This is a genomic window from Pseudomonas sp. LBUM1659 (assembly GCF_059716045.1).
This window is the reverse complement of sequence record NZ_CP166797.1, coordinates 5,767,400-5,782,249: the sequence shown is the minus strand read 5'-3', so window position 1 is coordinate 5,782,249 and position 14,850 is coordinate 5,767,400. Positions and strand designations below refer to the sequence as shown.

Annotated in this window: 23 protein-coding genes; 22 read left to right on the top strand and 1 reads right to left on the bottom strand. The window is 55.5% G+C overall.

What is annotated here, in order from left to right; genetic code table 11:
* The first annotated feature begins 2 nt into the window (after nucleotides 1-2).
* From rplP to bfr, 22 genes are all read left to right on the top strand, one after another.
* Nucleotides 3-416 (top strand): 50S ribosomal protein L16, encoded by a 414-nt coding sequence (gene rplP / locus ACA048_RS26435; RefSeq protein WP_007943783.1) that lies wholly within the window; start codon nucleotides 3-5, stop codon nucleotides 414-416.
* A complete protein-coding gene (rpmC, locus tag ACA048_RS26430) occupies nucleotides 416-607 on the top strand; it encodes a 50S ribosomal protein L29 (RefSeq protein WP_002555481.1) in 192 nt (63 codons plus the stop codon). Before rplP ends, rpmC begins: the two co-directional genes overlap by 1 nt.
* Nucleotides 608-609: 2 nt before the next feature.
* On the top strand, nucleotides 610-876 hold the full coding sequence (rpsQ, locus tag ACA048_RS26425) for a 30S ribosomal protein S17 (RefSeq protein ID WP_003176419.1): 267 nt from the start codon (nucleotides 610-612) through the stop codon (nucleotides 874-876).
* A gap of 23 nt (nucleotides 877-899) precedes the next feature.
* The gene (gene rplN / locus ACA048_RS26420) at nucleotides 900-1,268 is read left to right on the top strand and encodes a 50S ribosomal protein L14 (protein ID WP_002555479.1); all 369 of its coding nucleotides are present in this window, start codon (nucleotides 900-902) and stop codon (nucleotides 1,266-1,268) included.
* A gap of 11 nt (nucleotides 1,269-1,279) precedes the next feature.
* Nucleotides 1,280-1,594: a 50S ribosomal protein L24 gene (rplX, locus tag ACA048_RS26415; RefSeq protein ID WP_003176416.1), complete on the top strand. Its 315-nt coding sequence runs from the start codon at nucleotides 1,280-1,282 to the stop codon at nucleotides 1,592-1,594.
* A 20-nt stretch (nucleotides 1,595-1,614) separates the two neighbouring features.
* Nucleotides 1,615-2,154: a 50S ribosomal protein L5 gene (gene rplE, locus ACA048_RS26410; protein WP_003176415.1), complete on the top strand. Its 540-nt coding sequence runs from the start codon at nucleotides 1,615-1,617 to the stop codon at nucleotides 2,152-2,154.
* Nucleotides 2,155-2,167: 13 nt separating this feature from the next.
* Nucleotides 2,168-2,473, top strand: coding sequence for a 30S ribosomal protein S14 (rpsN, locus tag ACA048_RS26405; RefSeq protein ID WP_003176414.1), 306 nt, complete (start codon nucleotides 2,168-2,170; stop codon nucleotides 2,471-2,473).
* A gap of 209 nt (nucleotides 2,474-2,682) precedes the next feature.
* On the top strand, nucleotides 2,683-3,075 hold the full coding sequence (rpsH, locus tag ACA048_RS26400; protein ID WP_003186040.1) for a 30S ribosomal protein S8: 393 nt from the start codon (nucleotides 2,683-2,685) through the stop codon (nucleotides 3,073-3,075).
* 12 nt (nucleotides 3,076-3,087) lie between these two features.
* Nucleotides 3,088-3,621: a 50S ribosomal protein L6 gene (gene rplF / locus ACA048_RS26395; RefSeq protein WP_003176412.1), complete on the top strand. Its 534-nt coding sequence runs from the start codon at nucleotides 3,088-3,090 to the stop codon at nucleotides 3,619-3,621.
* A 10-nt stretch (nucleotides 3,622-3,631) separates the two neighbouring features.
* Nucleotides 3,632-3,982 (top strand): 50S ribosomal protein L18, encoded by a 351-nt coding sequence (rplR, locus tag ACA048_RS26390; RefSeq protein WP_003186037.1) that lies wholly within the window; start codon nucleotides 3,632-3,634, stop codon nucleotides 3,980-3,982.
* Nucleotides 3,983-3,985: 3 nt separating this feature from the next.
* Nucleotides 3,986-4,486: a 30S ribosomal protein S5 gene (gene rpsE, locus ACA048_RS26385; protein ID WP_007943782.1), complete on the top strand. Its 501-nt coding sequence runs from the start codon at nucleotides 3,986-3,988 to the stop codon at nucleotides 4,484-4,486.
* Between the two features lie 2 nt (nucleotides 4,487-4,488).
* Nucleotides 4,489-4,665 (top strand): 50S ribosomal protein L30, encoded by a 177-nt coding sequence (rpmD, locus tag ACA048_RS26380; RefSeq protein ID WP_003186033.1) that lies wholly within the window; start codon nucleotides 4,489-4,491, stop codon nucleotides 4,663-4,665.
* A gap of 3 nt (nucleotides 4,666-4,668) precedes the next feature.
* Nucleotides 4,669-5,106, top strand: coding sequence for a 50S ribosomal protein L15 (gene rplO / locus ACA048_RS26375; RefSeq protein WP_007896782.1), 438 nt, complete (start codon nucleotides 4,669-4,671; stop codon nucleotides 5,104-5,106).
* Nucleotides 5,107-6,435, top strand: a complete 1,329-nt coding sequence (secY, locus tag ACA048_RS26370) for a preprotein translocase subunit SecY (RefSeq protein WP_007943780.1) — start codon at nucleotides 5,107-5,109, stop codon at nucleotides 6,433-6,435.
* A gap of 27 nt (nucleotides 6,436-6,462) precedes the next feature.
* The gene (rpmJ, locus tag ACA048_RS26365) at nucleotides 6,463-6,579 is read left to right on the top strand and encodes a 50S ribosomal protein L36 (protein ID WP_002555468.1); all 117 of its coding nucleotides are present in this window, start codon (nucleotides 6,463-6,465) and stop codon (nucleotides 6,577-6,579) included.
* A gap of 130 nt (nucleotides 6,580-6,709) precedes the next feature.
* Nucleotides 6,710-7,066 (top strand): 30S ribosomal protein S13, encoded by a 357-nt coding sequence (rpsM, locus tag ACA048_RS26360; protein WP_003186020.1) that lies wholly within the window; start codon nucleotides 6,710-6,712, stop codon nucleotides 7,064-7,066.
* 30 nt (nucleotides 7,067-7,096) lie between these two features.
* Entirely contained in the window at nucleotides 7,097-7,486 is a 390-nt protein-coding gene (rpsK, locus tag ACA048_RS26355) for a 30S ribosomal protein S11 (RefSeq protein ID WP_002555466.1), read from the top strand.
* A gap of 18 nt (nucleotides 7,487-7,504) precedes the next feature.
* Nucleotides 7,505-8,125, top strand: coding sequence for a 30S ribosomal protein S4 (gene rpsD, locus ACA048_RS26350; RefSeq protein ID WP_003210056.1), 621 nt, complete (start codon nucleotides 7,505-7,507; stop codon nucleotides 8,123-8,125).
* Between the two features lie 22 nt (nucleotides 8,126-8,147).
* Entirely contained in the window at nucleotides 8,148-9,149 is a 1,002-nt protein-coding gene (locus ACA048_RS26345) for a DNA-directed RNA polymerase subunit alpha (protein WP_003186012.1), read from the top strand.
* Nucleotides 9,150-9,191: 42 nt separating this feature from the next.
* On the top strand, nucleotides 9,192-9,578 hold the full coding sequence (gene rplQ / locus ACA048_RS26340; protein WP_140671918.1) for a 50S ribosomal protein L17: 387 nt from the start codon (nucleotides 9,192-9,194) through the stop codon (nucleotides 9,576-9,578).
* 188 nt (nucleotides 9,579-9,766) lie between these two features.
* Complete coding sequence (locus ACA048_RS26335) at nucleotides 9,767-11,221, top strand: catalase (protein ID WP_497626925.1); 1,455 nt, start codon at nucleotides 9,767-9,769, stop codon at nucleotides 11,219-11,221.
* 149 nt (nucleotides 11,222-11,370) lie between these two features.
* Complete coding sequence (bfr, locus tag ACA048_RS26330; protein ID WP_007943775.1) at nucleotides 11,371-11,835, top strand: bacterioferritin; 465 nt, start codon at nucleotides 11,371-11,373, stop codon at nucleotides 11,833-11,835.
* Nucleotides 11,836-11,900: 65 nt separating this feature from the next.
* On the opposite strand, the gene uvrA is transcribed toward bfr, so the two are convergent.
* Entirely contained in the window at nucleotides 11,901-14,735 is a 2,835-nt protein-coding gene (gene uvrA / locus ACA048_RS26325; RefSeq protein ID WP_497626924.1) for an excinuclease ABC subunit UvrA, read from the bottom strand.
* Between the last annotated feature and the right edge of the window lie 115 nt (nucleotides 14,736-14,850).

Here is a 14,850-nt window from a genome sequence, read left to right as displayed (position 1 = left end):
AAATGTTGCAACCAAAGCGTACGAAGTTCCGCAAGCAGATGACAGGCCACAACCGTGGTCTGGCTCAGCGCGGTAGCAAAGTCAGCTTCGGCGAATATGCGCTGAAGTCTGTAGCTCGTGGTCGTCTCACCGCTCGTCAGATCGAGTCAGCGCGTCGTGCTCTGACCCGTCACGTTAAACGTGGCGGCAAGATCTGGATCCGTGTATTCCCGGACAAGCCTATTTCCAAAAAGCCCCTCGAAGTTCGGATGGGTAAAGGTAAGGGTAGTGTGGAGTACTGGGTTGCCCAGATTCAGCCAGGCAAAGTCCTGTATGAAATCGAGGGTGTTTCTGAAGAGCTGGCGCGTGAGGCTTTTGCCCTGGCTGCTGCAAAGCTGCCGCTCGCCACCGCCTTTGTTAAACGGACGGTGATGTGATGAAAGCGAATGAACTTCGTGAAAAATCCGCACAGCAGCTGAACGAGCAACTGCTCGGCTTGCTGCGCGACCAGTTCAATCTGCGTATGCAGAAAGCAACTGGCCAGTTGGGGCAGTCTCATCTGCTCTCGCAAGTTAAGCGTGACATCGCTCGCGTGAAGACTGTGCTCAACCAGCAGGCAGGTAAGTAATCATGGCTGAAGCCGAAAAAACTGTCCGTACGCTGACTGGCCGTGTTGTCAGCGACAAGATGGACAAAACCATCACCGTACTGATCGAGCGTCGCGTTAAGCACCCGATCTACGGTAAATACGTTAAGCGTTCGACTAAGCTGCACGCGCACGACGAAACCAATCAGTGCCACATCGGCGACAAAGTCACTATTCGTGAAACTCGTCCTTTGGCCAAGACCAAGTCTTGGGCGCTGGTTGATGTTCTCGAACGCGCTGTGGAAGTCTAAGGACTAGGGGTCGGAGAAATTATATGATTCAGACTCAATCCATGCTCGATGTGGCCGATAACAGCGGCGCTCGCCGTGTTATGTGCATCAAGGTGCTGGGTGGCTCCCATCGTCGTTACGCTGGTATCGGTGACATCATCAAAGTTACCGTGAAGGAAGCAATTCCTCGCGGTAAAGTGAAAAAAGGCCAAGTGATGACTGCTGTTGTAGTCCGCACTCGTCACGGCGTACGTCGTGCTGATGGCTCCATTATCCGCTTTGATGGCAACGCTGCTGTTCTTCTGAACAACAAGCAAGAGCCGATCGGCACCCGTATCTTTGGGCCAGTGACCCGTGAACTTCGTACTGAGAAGTTCATGAAGATCGTCTCGCTCGCCCCAGAAGTGCTGTAAGGAGATCCGACATGCAAAAGATTCGTCGTGACGACGAGATCATCGTGATCGCCGGCAAAGACAAAGGTAAGCGCGGTAAGGTGCTTAAGGTTCTCGCTAATAACCGTCTGGTTATTGGCGGTCTGAACCTGGTTAAGCGTCATACCAAGCCTAACCCGATGTCGGGCGTACAAGGCGGTATCGTCGAAAAAGAAGCTCCACTGGACGCTTCTAACGTCGCCATTTTCAACGGCGAAACCAACAAGGCTGACCGCGTTGGTTTCAAAGTAGAAGACGGCAAGAAAATTCGTGTCTTCAAGTCGACCCAAAAAGCGGTTGATGCTTGAACACTGCTAGGTAGAAGACCATGGCACGACTAAAAGAGATTTACTGGAAGGAAATCGCACCGAAGCTTAAGGAAGAACTTAAGCTTTCGAACGTGATGGAAGTTCCACGCGTTACAAAAATCACCCTGAACATGGGTCTGGGCGAAGCAGTCGGTGACAAAAAAGTCATCGAGCACGCTGTTGCCGACCTGGAAAAGATCACCGGCCAGAAAGTTGTTGTGACCTACGCTCGGAAATCCATCGCTGGCTTTAAAGTCCGTGAAGGTTGGCCGATCGGCGTCAAAGTGACCCTGCGCCGTGAGCGTATGTACGAGTTCCTGGATCGTCTGCTGTCGATCTCCCTGCCTCGGGTTCGCGACTTCCGCGGCCTGAATGCCAAGTCCTTCGATGGTCGTGGTAACTACAGCATGGGCGTTAAAGAGCAGATCATCTTCCCGGAAATCGACTACGACAAGATCGATGCTCTCCGCGGTCTGGACATTACCCTGACCACCACTGCCAAGAACGATGATGAAGGTCGCGCCCTGTTGCGTGCTTTCAAATTCCCGTTCCGCAACTGATTGGAGTAGGAAAATGGCCAAGATGAGCATGAAAAACCGCGAGCTGAAGCGTCAGCTCACGGTTGCCAAGTACGCCAAAAAGCGTGCAGCACTGAAAGCTATCATCGTTGATCTGAACGCAAGTCCAGAAGCACGTTGGGAAGCTACAGTAGCTCTGCAGAAGCAGCCACGTGACGCAAGCGCCTCGCGCATGCGTAACCGCTGCCGCCTGACCGGTCGTCCACACGGCGTTTACCGCAAGTTCGGCCTCGGCCGTAACAAGCTGCGTGAAGCTGCAATGCGTGGTGACGTACCTGGTCTGGTTAAAGCCAGCTGGTAAGCACTATCAAAGTCTCGGTGTTCGGGATCGCAAGATCCTGACCGCCGGTGACCTTGAACTTGAATCAAGCCCCTTTTGGGGCTTGATTCATTTGTGGGGTGTGTCTAGAATACCCGGCTCGCCTGAGCCCGTGCTTTTTCCGCATGGATGAGCTCGGCGACAAGTAGTAGCCGCAAGGCTAATTTTTTTGTATTAGGAGCGTCTAGCCCATGAGTATGCAGGACCCGTTAGCGGACATGCTAACTCGAATCCGTAATGCCCAGATGGCTGAAAAGTCCGTCGTAAGCATGCCATCTTCTACTTTGAAGGTAGCTGTTGCCAAAGTCCTGAAGGACGAAGGTTACATTGCGGGTTATCAGATCAGCAGCGAAATCAAACCACTGCTGTCCATCGAGCTGAAGTACTTCGAAGGCCGTCCGGTCATCGAAGAAGTGAAGCGCGTTAGCCGTCCAGGCCTGCGTCAGTACAAGTCCGTCGATGATCTGCCAAAAGTTCGTGGCGGTCTCGGTGTGTCTATCGTCTCCACCAACAAAGGTGTGATGACGGATCGTGCTGCGCGCGCTGCCGGTGTCGGCGGCGAAGTTCTTTGCACTGTGTTCTAAGGGGGGATAAGCATGTCACGCGTCGCTAAGAACCCCGTTAAGCTGCCAGCCGGTGTCGAAGTCAAATTCGCAGGCCAACAGCTTTCGGTGAAGGGTGCCAAGGGCACTCTCGAACTGAACATCCATTCGTCCGTTGAGATCGTTGAAGAAGCTGGTGAGCTGCGTTTCGCTGCTCGCAATGGCGATCAACAAACTCGCGCAATGGCTGGTACCACTCGTGCGTTGGTAAACAACATGGTCCAAGGCGTAAGCCAAGGCTTCGAGCGCAAGCTCCAGCTGGTCGGTGTTGGTTACAAAGCGCAAGCAAAAGGCACAGTGCTGAACCTGGCTCTTGGCTTCTCGCACCCAGTGGATTATGAACTGCCGGAAGGCATCACCGCTGAGACTCCTAGCCAGACCGATATCCTGATCAAGGGCATCGATAAGCAGCTGGTAGGTCAAGTGGCCGCCGAGATCCGCGACTTCCGTCCACCAGAGCCGTACAAAGGCAAAGGTGTGCGCTACGCGGACGAAGTCGTCCGTCGTAAAGAAGCCAAGAAGAAGTAGGGCATAGCAAATGACCGACAAAAAAGTTACTCGACTGCGTCGCGCTCGCAAAGCACGCCTGAAAATGCACGAACTCGAAGTCGTGCGTCTCTGCGTGTTCCGCTCGTCGCAGCACATCTACGCCCAGGTCATTTCGGCCGACGGCAACAAAGTCCTGGCATCTGCCTCGACTTTGGATAAAGAACTGCGTGATGGCGCCACTGGCAACATCGACGCGGCCACTAAGGTTGGCCAGCTGGTCGCTACGCGTGCTAAAGCCGCTGGCGTCTCGCAGGTGGCTTTCGACCGCTCTGGCTTCAAGTACCACGGCCGCGTCAAGGCGCTGGCTGATGCTGCTCGTGAAGCTGGGCTGGAGTTCTAAGTTATGTCAAATAACGACCAAAAGCGCGACGAAGGCTACATCGAGAAGCTGGTTCAAGTTAACCGCGTAGCCAAAACCGTTAAAGGCGGCCGTATCTTCACTTTCACCGCGTTGACCGTGGTTGGTGATGGTAAAGGGCGTGTTGGCTTCGGCCGTGGCAAGTCGCGTGAAGTGCCTGCTGCGATCCAGAAGGCAATGGAAGCTGCTCGCCGCAACATGATCCAAGTCGACCTGAACGGCACCACTCTGCAGTACGCAATGAAGTCCGGTCACGGCGCTTCGAAGGTGTACATGCAGCCTGCTTCTGAAGGTACCGGTATCATCGCTGGCGGCGCTATGCGTGCTGTCCTCGAAGTTGCTGGCGTTCAGAACGTTCTGGCCAAGTGCTACGGCTCGACTAACCCGGTAAACGTGGTTCACGCCACTTTCAAAGGTTTGAAAGCTATGCAGTCTCCTGAATCCATTGCCGCCAAGCGTGGCAAAAGCGTCAAGGAGATCTTCTGATCATGGCTACCGTTAAAGTTACGCTGATCAAAAGCATGACCGGCCGCATCCCTAACCACAAACTGTGCGTTAAGGGTCTGGGTCTGCGTCGCATCGGTCACACTGTAGAAGTACTTGATACTCCCGAGAATCGCGGGATGATCAACAAGGCTTACTACATGCTGCGTGTCGAGGGTTAATCGATGAAACTCAATGATCTGAGTCCAGCGCCGGGTTCCCGTCGCGAAAAGCATCGTCCGGGCCGTGGTATCGGTAGTGGTTTGGGCAAGACCGGTGGCCGTGGCCACAAAGGTCAGTCCTCCCGCTCCGGTGGCACCATTGCTCCAGGCTTTGAAGGCGGTCAACAGCCGCTGCATCGTCGCCTGCCGAAGTTCGGTTTCGTTTCCCTGAAAGCCATGGACCGCGCAGAAGTGCGTCTGTCCGAGCTGGCTAAAGTGGAAGGCGACATCGTCACCGTGCAGTCCCTGAAAGATGCCAACGTGATCAACGTCAACGTACAGCGTGTGAAAATCATGCTGTCCGGCGAAGTTACTCGCGCTGTTACCATCGGAAAGGGAATCGGCGCCACCAAAGGTGCGCGTGCGGCTATCGAAGCAGCTGGCGGCAAGTTCGAGGAATAAATGGCTAAGCAAGGTGCTCTCTCTGCGCTCGGCAAAGGCGGTATGTCTGAACTCTGGGCTCGTCTGCGTTTTCTGTTCCTGGCGATTATCGTCTACCGAATAGGCGCACACATCCCGGTTCCAGGTATCAACCCGGACCGACTCGCGGACCTGTTTCGACAGAATGAGGGGACCATTCTTAGCTTGTTCAACATGTTTTCCGGCGGCGCGCTGGAGCGGATGAGCATCTTTGCACTGGGGATCATGCCGTACATTTCGGCATCGATCATCATGCAACTGATGACGGCCGTCAGCCCGCAGCTGGAGCAGTTGAAGAAGGAAGGTGAAGCTGGCCGTCGCAAGATCAGCCAGTACACCCGCTACCTCACTGTCGCTCTTGCTCTTGTCCAGGCTATTGGCATGTCCATTGGTCTGGCGGGGCAGGGCGTTTCGTTCACTGGTGACTTTAGCTTCCATTTCGTCGCGGTAACCACTTTTGTGGCTGGTGCGATGTTCATGATGTGGCTGGGTGAGCAGATTACTGAGCGTGGTGTTGGCAACGGTATCTCGATGTTGATTTTTTCGGGTATCGTCGCCGGTCTTCCGAGAGCGATCGGGCAGTCTTTCGAGTCTGCCCGTCAGGGTGATATCAATATCTTCGCCCTGGTTGCCATCGGTTTGCTGGCAGTAGCGATTATCGGTTTCGTGGTGTTCATTGAGCGTGGTCAGCGTCGTATTGCTGTTCACTACGCCAAGCGTCAGCAGGGCCGTAAGGTTTTTGCTGCGCAGACTAGCCACTTGCCGCTGAAGGTGAACATGGCCGGTGTTATTCCGGCCATTTTCGCGAGCAGCATTTTGCTGTTCCCGGCTTCGTTGGGTGCCTGGTTCGGTCAGTCTGAAGGTATGGGCTGGTTGCAGGACATCTCGCAGTCGATCGCTCCTGGTCAGCCGTTGAATATTCTGCTGTTTAGTGCAGGGATTATTTTCTTCTGCTTCTTCTATACGGCGTTGATGTTCAATCCGAAAGACGTAGCGGAAAACCTGAAGAAGTCCGGTGCCTTTATTCCGGGTATCCGTCCGGGCGAACAGTCGGCACGCTATATTGATGGCGTTTTGACCCGTTTGACTCTGTTCGGTGCTCTTTATATGACGGCCGTGTGTCTGCTTCCCCAGTTCCTGGTGGTTGCAGCCAACGTTCCGTTCTACCTTGGCGGGACCTCGTTGCTGATCGTCGTCGTGGTTGTGATGGACTTCATGTCCCAAGTACAATCGCACCTCGTTTCGCACCAGTACGAATCCCTGATGAAGAAAGCCAACCTGAAGGGTTACGGCAGCGGCATGTTGCGCTGAGTACCCATAAGGTTCGAGGAGTTGGTGATGAAAGTTCGTGCATCGGTGAAAAAGCTGTGCCGTAACTGCAAAATTATTCGCCGCGAAGGTGTTGTTCGAGTAATTTGCAGCGCGGAACCGCGTCACAAACAGCGCCAAGGCTGAGTGTGATTGTGCTTCAAGCCCGGTAGCTAGTGCGCTACCGGGTTGATTATTTGTTATTACAGCGATATTATCTCGCGCCCTATTTCTTGGCTTCCGGGGCGTAGGTAGCTGTCAATTGGAGTCCCACTGAATGGCCCGTATTGCAGGCGTTAACATTCCAGATAACAAGCATACTGTTATCTCGCTGACCTACATCTATGGTGTTGGTCGCACTACTGCACAGAAGATCTGTGCAGTGACTGGGGTAAACCCAGCCGCAAAGATCAAAGATCTGAGCGACGAGCAGATTGAACAGCTGCGTGGCGAAGTGGCGAAGTTCACCACTGAAGGTGACCTGCGTCGCGAAATCAACATGAAAATCAAGCGTTTGATGGACCTCGGTTGCTATCGCGGTCTGCGTCATCGTCGTGGTCTTCCAGTGCGCGGTCAGCGTACCAAGACTAACGCGCGTACCCGTAAAGGTCCGCGTAAGCCGATCCGCAAGTAATCGCCCCAGCGAATCGACAGGAAATTAATCATGGCTAAACCTGCTGCTCGTCCTCGTAAAAAAGTTAAAAAGACAGTGGTTGATGGCATCGCCCACATCCATGCATCTTTTAACAACACAATCGTGACCATCACCGACCGTCAAGGCAACGCTCTTTCCTGGGCTACCTCCGGTGGCTCGGGTTTCCGCGGTTCCCGCAAGTCCACCCCGTTTGCTGCTCAAGTAGCTGCTGAACGTGCTGGTCAAGCTGCGCTGGAATACGGTCTGAAAAACCTCGACGTTAACGTCAAAGGTCCAGGCCCAGGTCGTGAATCTGCAGTCCGCGCTTTGAACGGCTGTGGCTACAAGATCGCCAGCATCACCGACGTGACGCCAATCCCGCACAACGGGTGCCGTCCGCCGAAGAAGCGCCGCGTGTAATCCAGGAGATTGTAAAGAATGGCTCGTTACATTGGTCCAAAATGCAAACTCGCTCGTCGCGAAGGCACCGATCTCTTTCTGAAGAGCGGCGTGCGCGCGATCGAATCGAAGTGCAACATCGAAGCAGCACCTGGTATCCACGGCCAACGCCGCGGTCGCCAGTCCGATTACGGCACCCAACTGCGTGAAAAGCAGAAGGTCCGTCGTATTTACGGCGTTCTCGAGCGTCAATTCAGCGGCTACTACAAAGAAGCTGCTGGCAAGAAAGGTGCAACCGGTGAAAACCTGCTGCAACTGCTCGAATGCCGTCTGGACAACGTTGTATACCGTATGGGTTTTGGCTCTACTCGTGCCGAATCCCGTCAGCTGGTATCGCACAAATCCGTCAGCGTTAACGGTCAGACCGTAAACGTACCGTCTTACCAGGTTCGTGCTGGTGACGTGGTCGCGATTCGCGAGAAAGCAAAGAACCAACTTCGCATTGTCCAAGCTCTCGATCTGTGTGCCCAACGTGGCCGCGTAGAATGGGTAGAAGTAGACACTGAGAAGAAGTCGGGCGTTTTCAAGAACGTTCCAGCTCGCAGTGATCTGTCCGCCGACATCAACGAAAGCCTGATTGTCGAGCTCTACTCCAAGTAAGGGCTAGAAAATAGGTGCATCCATGCAGATTTCGGTAAATGAGTTCCTGACACCCCGCCACATTGATGTGCAGGTTGTCAGTCCAACCCGCGCCAAGATCACTCTCGAGCCTCTCGAGCGTGGTTTCGGCCACACCCTGGGCAACGCGCTGCGCCGCATCCTGTTGTCCTCAATGCCCGGCTGTGCAGTAGTCGAGGCCGAGATTGACGGTGTACTCCATGAGTACAGCGCCATCGAAGGCGTACAGGAAGACGTAATTGAAATCCTGTTGAACCTTAAAGGTCTGGCTATCAAGCTGCACGGTCGTGACGAAGTTACGCTGACCTTGTCGAAGAAGGGTTCGGGGGTGGTTACCGCTGCCGATATTCAGCTGGATCATGATGTCGAGATCGTTAACCCCGATCACGTAATCGCTAACCTGGCGTCTAACGGCGCCCTGAACATGAAGCTCACCGTAGCTCGTGGTCGTGGTTATGAACCGGCAGACTCGCGTCAGAGCGATGAAGACGAAAGCCGCAGCATCGGTCGCTTGCAGCTTGACTCTTCGTTCAGCCCGGTTCGCCGTATCGCATACGTGGTGGAAAACGCCCGTGTCGAGCAGCGTACTAACCTGGACAAGCTGGTTATTGATCTGGAAACCAACGGTACTCTGGATCCTGAAGAGGCTATCCGCCGCGCTGCAACCATTCTGCAACAGCAGTTGGCTGCGTTCGTCGATCTCAAAGGTGACAGTGAGCCAGTGGTTGTCGAGCAGGAAGACGAGATCGATCCGATCCTGCTTCGCCCGGTTGACGATCTGGAACTGACTGTACGTTCGGCTAACTGCCTTAAGGCGGAAAACATCTACTACATCGGTGACCTGATTCAGCGTACCGAAGTAGAGCTGTTGAAGACTCCGAACCTTGGCAAGAAATCCTTGACTGAAATCAAGGACGTTCTGGCCTCCCGCGGTCTGTCCCTCGGCATGCGCCTCGACAACTGGCCGCCTGCAAGTCTTAAGAAGGACGACAAGGCGACTGCCTGATCGTCGTAATCACCGAACGTCGTGTTTGGTAAGGAATGAACCATGCGTCATCGTAAAAGTGGTCGTCACCTGAGCCGCACTAGCTCGCACCGCAAGGCCATGTTTCAAAACATGGCAGTGTCGCTGTTCGAGCACGAGCTGATCAAAACTACACTGCCGAAAGCTAAAGAACTGCGTCGCGTTGCTGAGCCGCTGATCACTTTGGCCAAGACAGACAGCCTGGCTAACCGCCGTCTGGCTTTCGACCGTACTCGTTCGAAAGCTATCGTTGGTAAGCTCTTCAACGACCTGGGCAAGCGTTACGCTACCCGTGAGGGTGGCTACCTGCGCATCCTCAAGTGCGGCTTCCGCACTGGCGACAACGCGCCTATGGCGTACGTCGAGTTGGTTGATCGTGCTACTGCCGGCGAAGCTGTAACCGCCGAGTAAGACGTCAGTCTGAAACGAAAAACCGGGCCTAGTGCCCGGTTTTTTGTGGGCGTTCGAAAAGTGCCTCGCTGTTAGTTATTTTCTATCGCTACTGAAAGGTTAATGAATTTGTAGGTGTAACGTTGGTGATCAATACTCCTTCTCAGCCGATTAGCCGGCAGTTATAGACTGACAAAGGAAGAGATCGCATGAGCCAAAGTAAAACGCTTACCACCGCCAGTGGCGCTCCTGTCGCCGATAACCAGAATTCCCGCTCCGCCGGCCCTCGTGGCCCGCTGCTGCTCGACGACTTTCACCTGATCGAGAAGCTTGCTCACTTCAACCGCGAAAACATCCCGGAGCGCCGTGTACACGCCAAGGGCTCGGGTGCTTACGGTACTTTCACCGTTACGCGTGACATCACCGAGTACACCAGTGCCAAACTGTTCGAGTCCGTCGGTAAGCAAACCCCAACGTTCCTGCGGTTCTCCACCGTCGGCGGTGAGCGTGGTTCGGCCGACACCGAGCGCGATCCACGTGGTTTTGCCCTGAAGTTTTACACTGAAGAAGGTAACTGGGACATCGTTGGCAACAACACGCCCGTGTTCTTCATCCGCGATCCTTTGAAGTTTCCGGACTTCATCCACACTCAAAAACGCCTGCCGCAAAGCAACTTGAAAAGTGCGCAGATGATGTGGGACTTCTGGTCGCACTCACCTGAAGCGCTGCACCAGGTCACCATTCTGTTCTCGGATCGCGGCATTCCTGACGGCTACCGTCACATGCACGGCTTCGGCAGTCACACCTATAGCCTGATCAACGCCAATGGCGAGCGGCACTGGGTGAAATGGCATTACAAGACCCAACAAGGGATCAAAAACCTCGCACCGGCAGACGCTGCACGCCTGGCAGGTACCGACCCTGAATACGCCCAGCGTGATCTGTTCGGTGCAATCGAGCGCGGCGACTTCCCGAAATGGCGTGTGTGCATCCAGATCATGACCGAGGCCCAAGCCGCGGCGCATTACGAGAACCCGTTCGATGTGACCAAAACCTGGTCGCAGAAAGAGTTTCCACTGGTCGAAGTCGGCGAGCTGGAGCTCAACCGCAACCCACTTAATTACTTTGCGGAAGTCGAGCAAGCGGCGTTCGGTCCGAGCAACATGGTGCCGGGTGTCGGTCTCTCGCCTGACCGCATGCTGCAAGGTCGTGTATTCGCTTACGCGGATGCTCACCGCTACCGCATCGGCACCAATCACCAGCAACTGCCGGTGAATGCGCCTCGCAGCCCGGTGAACAGCTACCAGCGTGATGGGGCGATGGCGTTTGGCAGTAACGGCGGTGCGGCGCCTAACTATGAGCCGAACAGCTACGTTGAATCGCCTAAGCAAGCGCCTCGCTATGCAGAGCCACCATTGGCGTTGAGCGGTGCGGCGGATCGCTACGATCACCGCGAAGATACCGATTATTACAGCCACGCCGGTGCGTTGTTCCGTTTGATGAACGACGAGCAGAAAGCGTTGCTGGTCAGCAACATTGCCGGCGCAATGGCCGGGGTTTCTTGCGATGTGGTTGACCGCCAATTGCAGCATTTCTACAAAGCCGATCCGGCGTATGGAGACGCAATCGCAAAGCTGCTCAACGTACAGCTTAACGAAGTCTAAATGAGAAGCAGAACCGCCCTCGATTGGGCGGTTTTTGCGTTATTTAAACCACTTTTCTCAGAATATCTTCGCTTTTATCGTGCAAACGAAGTGACCAAGCGGTCGCCTTGGTTCAAACTACAAACTTTCAAGCAGGGAGATGTAGGGCGATGCAAGGCCACCCAGACGTAATCGATTACCTCAACACGTTGCTGACCGGCGAATTGGCGGCGCGTGATCAATATTTCGTCCATTCGCGGATGTATGAGGACTGGGGTTTCACCAAGCTCTACGAACGTATCAACCACGAAATGGAAGAAGAGGCCGGGCATGCTGATGCCCTGATGCGTCGGATTCTGATGCTTGAAGGCACACCTCGCATGCGTCCGGACGACCTTGATGTCGGCACCACCGTGCCGGACATGCTCGCCGCCGACCTGCGACTGGAATACAAAGTCCGCGCCGCGCTCTGCAAGGGCATCAAGCTTTGCGAACAGCACAAGGACTATGTCAGCCGCGAGATGCTGCGGGTTCAATTGCATGACACCGAAGAAGACCACACCTACTGGCTTGAAAAGCAGATGGGTCTGATCAAGTTGATCGGTCTCGAGAACTACCTGCAATCTCACGCCTGATTGCACCGATACAAAAAAAGCCCCTGTCACTGAGCAAGTGACAGGGGTTTTTTTTTGCGCTGGATTCAGGCCCGATCGCGCTCCAGCAGCGGCTTGAGGTAGAAGCCAGTGTGAGACTGCTTCATCTCGGACACTTCTTCCGGTGTACCAACAGCAATGATCTGCCCGCCCTTGGAACCGCCCTCCGGTCCAAGGTCCACCAACCAGTCAGCGGTCTTGATCACGTCGAGGTTATGCTCGATCACCACCACGGTGTTGCCGTGGTCGCGAAGGCGATGCAGCACATCGAGCAGTTGCTGGATATCCGCGAAGTGCAGGCCAGTGGTTGGCTCATCGAGGATGTACAGTGTCTTGCCGGTATCGCGCTTGGACAGTTCGCGGGATAGCTTGACCCGCTGCGCCTCACCACCGGACAGCGTGGTCGCCGATTGCCCCAGCTTGATGTACGACAGGCCAACATCCATCAGCGTCTGAAGTTTGCGCGCCAGTGCTGGAACCGCGTCGAAGAACACCCGGGCTTCCTCGATGGTCATCTCGAGGGTTTCGTGGATGCTCTTGCCCTTGTACTTGATCTCAAGGGTTTCGCGGTTGTAGCGCTTGCTCTTGCAGACGTCACAAGGAACATAGATGTCGGGCAGGAAGTGCATTTCCACCTTGATCAAACCGTCGCCCTGGCAGGCCTCGCAACGTCCGCCCTTTACGTTGAAGGAGAAGCGGCCCGGACCGTAACCCCGTGAACGAGACTCCGGGACGCCGGCGAATAGCTCGCGAATCGGTGTGAACAGTCCGGTGTAGGTGGCAGGGTTGGAGCGCGGCGTCCGGCCGATTGGGCTTTGGTCAATATCGACGACCTTGTCCAGATGCTCCAGGCCCTTGATGCTGTCGTGCGCGGCAGCTTCCAGCGTCGTAGCGCCGTTGAGGGCCGTAGCGCTCAAAGGAAACAGCGTATTGTTGATCAGCGTCGACTTGCCGGAGCCGGACACGCCGGTCACGCAGGTCAGCAGACCGATCGGAATGTCCAGGTCGACATTGCGCAAGTTGTTGCCGCGAGCACCCTTGAGCGACAGCGACAACTTCTTGTTGCGCGGTGTGCGATTGGCCGGAACGGCAATCTTCACCCGACCCGACAAGTACTTGCCGGTCAACGAGTCAGGGTGAGCCATGACCTCGGCCGGTGTACCTTCGGCAACAATATGCCCGCCGTGTATGCCAGCGCCCGGACCGATATCCACAACGTAGTCCGCCAGGCGAATCGCGTCTTCGTCGTGCTCGACCACAATCACCGTGTTGCCGATGTCGCGCAGGTGCTTGAGTGTGCCCAGCAGTCGATCATTGTCCCGTTGGTGCAGACCAATCGACGGTTCATCGAGGATGTACAGAACGCCCACAAGACCAGCGCCAATCTGGCTGGCCAGACGAATCCGCTGCGCTTCACCGCCGGACAAGGTGTCGGCACTGCGATCCAGCGACAGGTAATCGAGCCCCACGTTGACCAGGAACTGCAGTCGCTCGCGGATTTCCTTGAGAATCTTGTCGGCGATCTCGCCGCGACGGCCAGTCAGCTTCAGCACGCCGAAGTAATCACACGCGTCGCCAATCGGCAGATTTGTCACTGCCGGCAGCGTCTTCTCACCCACCCAAACGTGCCGCGCCTCGCGACGGAGGCGCGTGCCTCGGCAATCCGGACATGGCTGAGTGCTGAGAAACTTGGCCAGCTCTTCACGCACCGAAGCGGACTCGGTTTCGCGATAGCGGCGTTCAAGGTTCGGCACGATGCCTTCGAACGGGTGCGAGCGCTTGACGATGTCGCCACGGTCGTTCAGGTATTTGAAATCGACGTTCTGCGAGCCGCTGCCATGCAGGATGAATTTCTGCTGATCGGCCGGCAGTTCGTTGAACGGTACTTCCAGGCTGAATTTGTAGTGGGACGCCAACGACCCGAGCATCTGGAAGTAATAGACGTTACGCCTGTCCCAGCCACGAATCGCACCCTCGGCCAGTGTCAGCTCGCCGTTCACCAGGCGCTTGATGTCGAAAAACTGCTTCACGCCCAGGCCATCACAGGTCGGGCAGGCGCCGGCCGGGTTGTTGAAAGAGAAGAGCTTGGGTTCCAGTTCACTGATGGCATGGCCGCAAATCGGGCAAGCGAAGCGGGCGGAGAAGATCATCTCTTCACCCGGTTCGTCGTCCATCGGCGCAACCAGCGCAATGCCGTCCGCCAGCTTCAGTGCGGTCTCGAACGACTCGGCCAGACGCTGTTGCAGGTCGGCGCGAACCTTGAAGCGATCGACCACGACATCGATCGTGTGCTTCTTCTGTTTATCCAGTTTTGGTAGTTCGTCCAGCTCGCAGAGCCGGCCGTTGACTCGCGCCCGCACAAAACCTTGCGCGCGCAATTCTTCGAATACCGACAGATGTTCGCCTTTGCGCTCGCGGATCACCGGCGCCAGCAGCATCAGTTTGCTGCCTTCCGGTTGGGCGAGGACCAGGTCGACCATCTGGCTGACGGTCTGCGCTTCCAGTGGAATGTCGTGATCCGGGCAGCGCGGAATACCTACGCGTGCATACAGCAGTCGCAGGTAGTCGTAGATTTCGGTGATGGTGCCGACTGTCGATCGCGGATTGTGCGAGGTCGACTTCTGTTCGATGGAAATGGCAGGCGACAGACCTTCGATGGTGTCGACGTCAGGTTTTTCCATCATCGACAAAAACTGCCGGGCGTAGGCCGACAACGATTCGACGTAGCGGCGCTGGCCTTCGGCGTACAGCGTGTCGAACGCCAGGGACGATTTGCCCGACCCGGACAGGCCGGTGATGACGATCAGTTTGTCCCGTGGCAGGGTCAAGTCGATGTTCTTCAGGTTGTGGGTCCGGGCCCCACGAATCAGGATCTTGTCCAAAGTAGCCTCGCTTGGCGGGCGTCGAAAACGTAGGAGTATACGGCCAAATACTGGATGGATGCACACTGTCAAACGAGTGGGTGATTGTCTTACATGAAGAGTCTGTCAGCCGAAC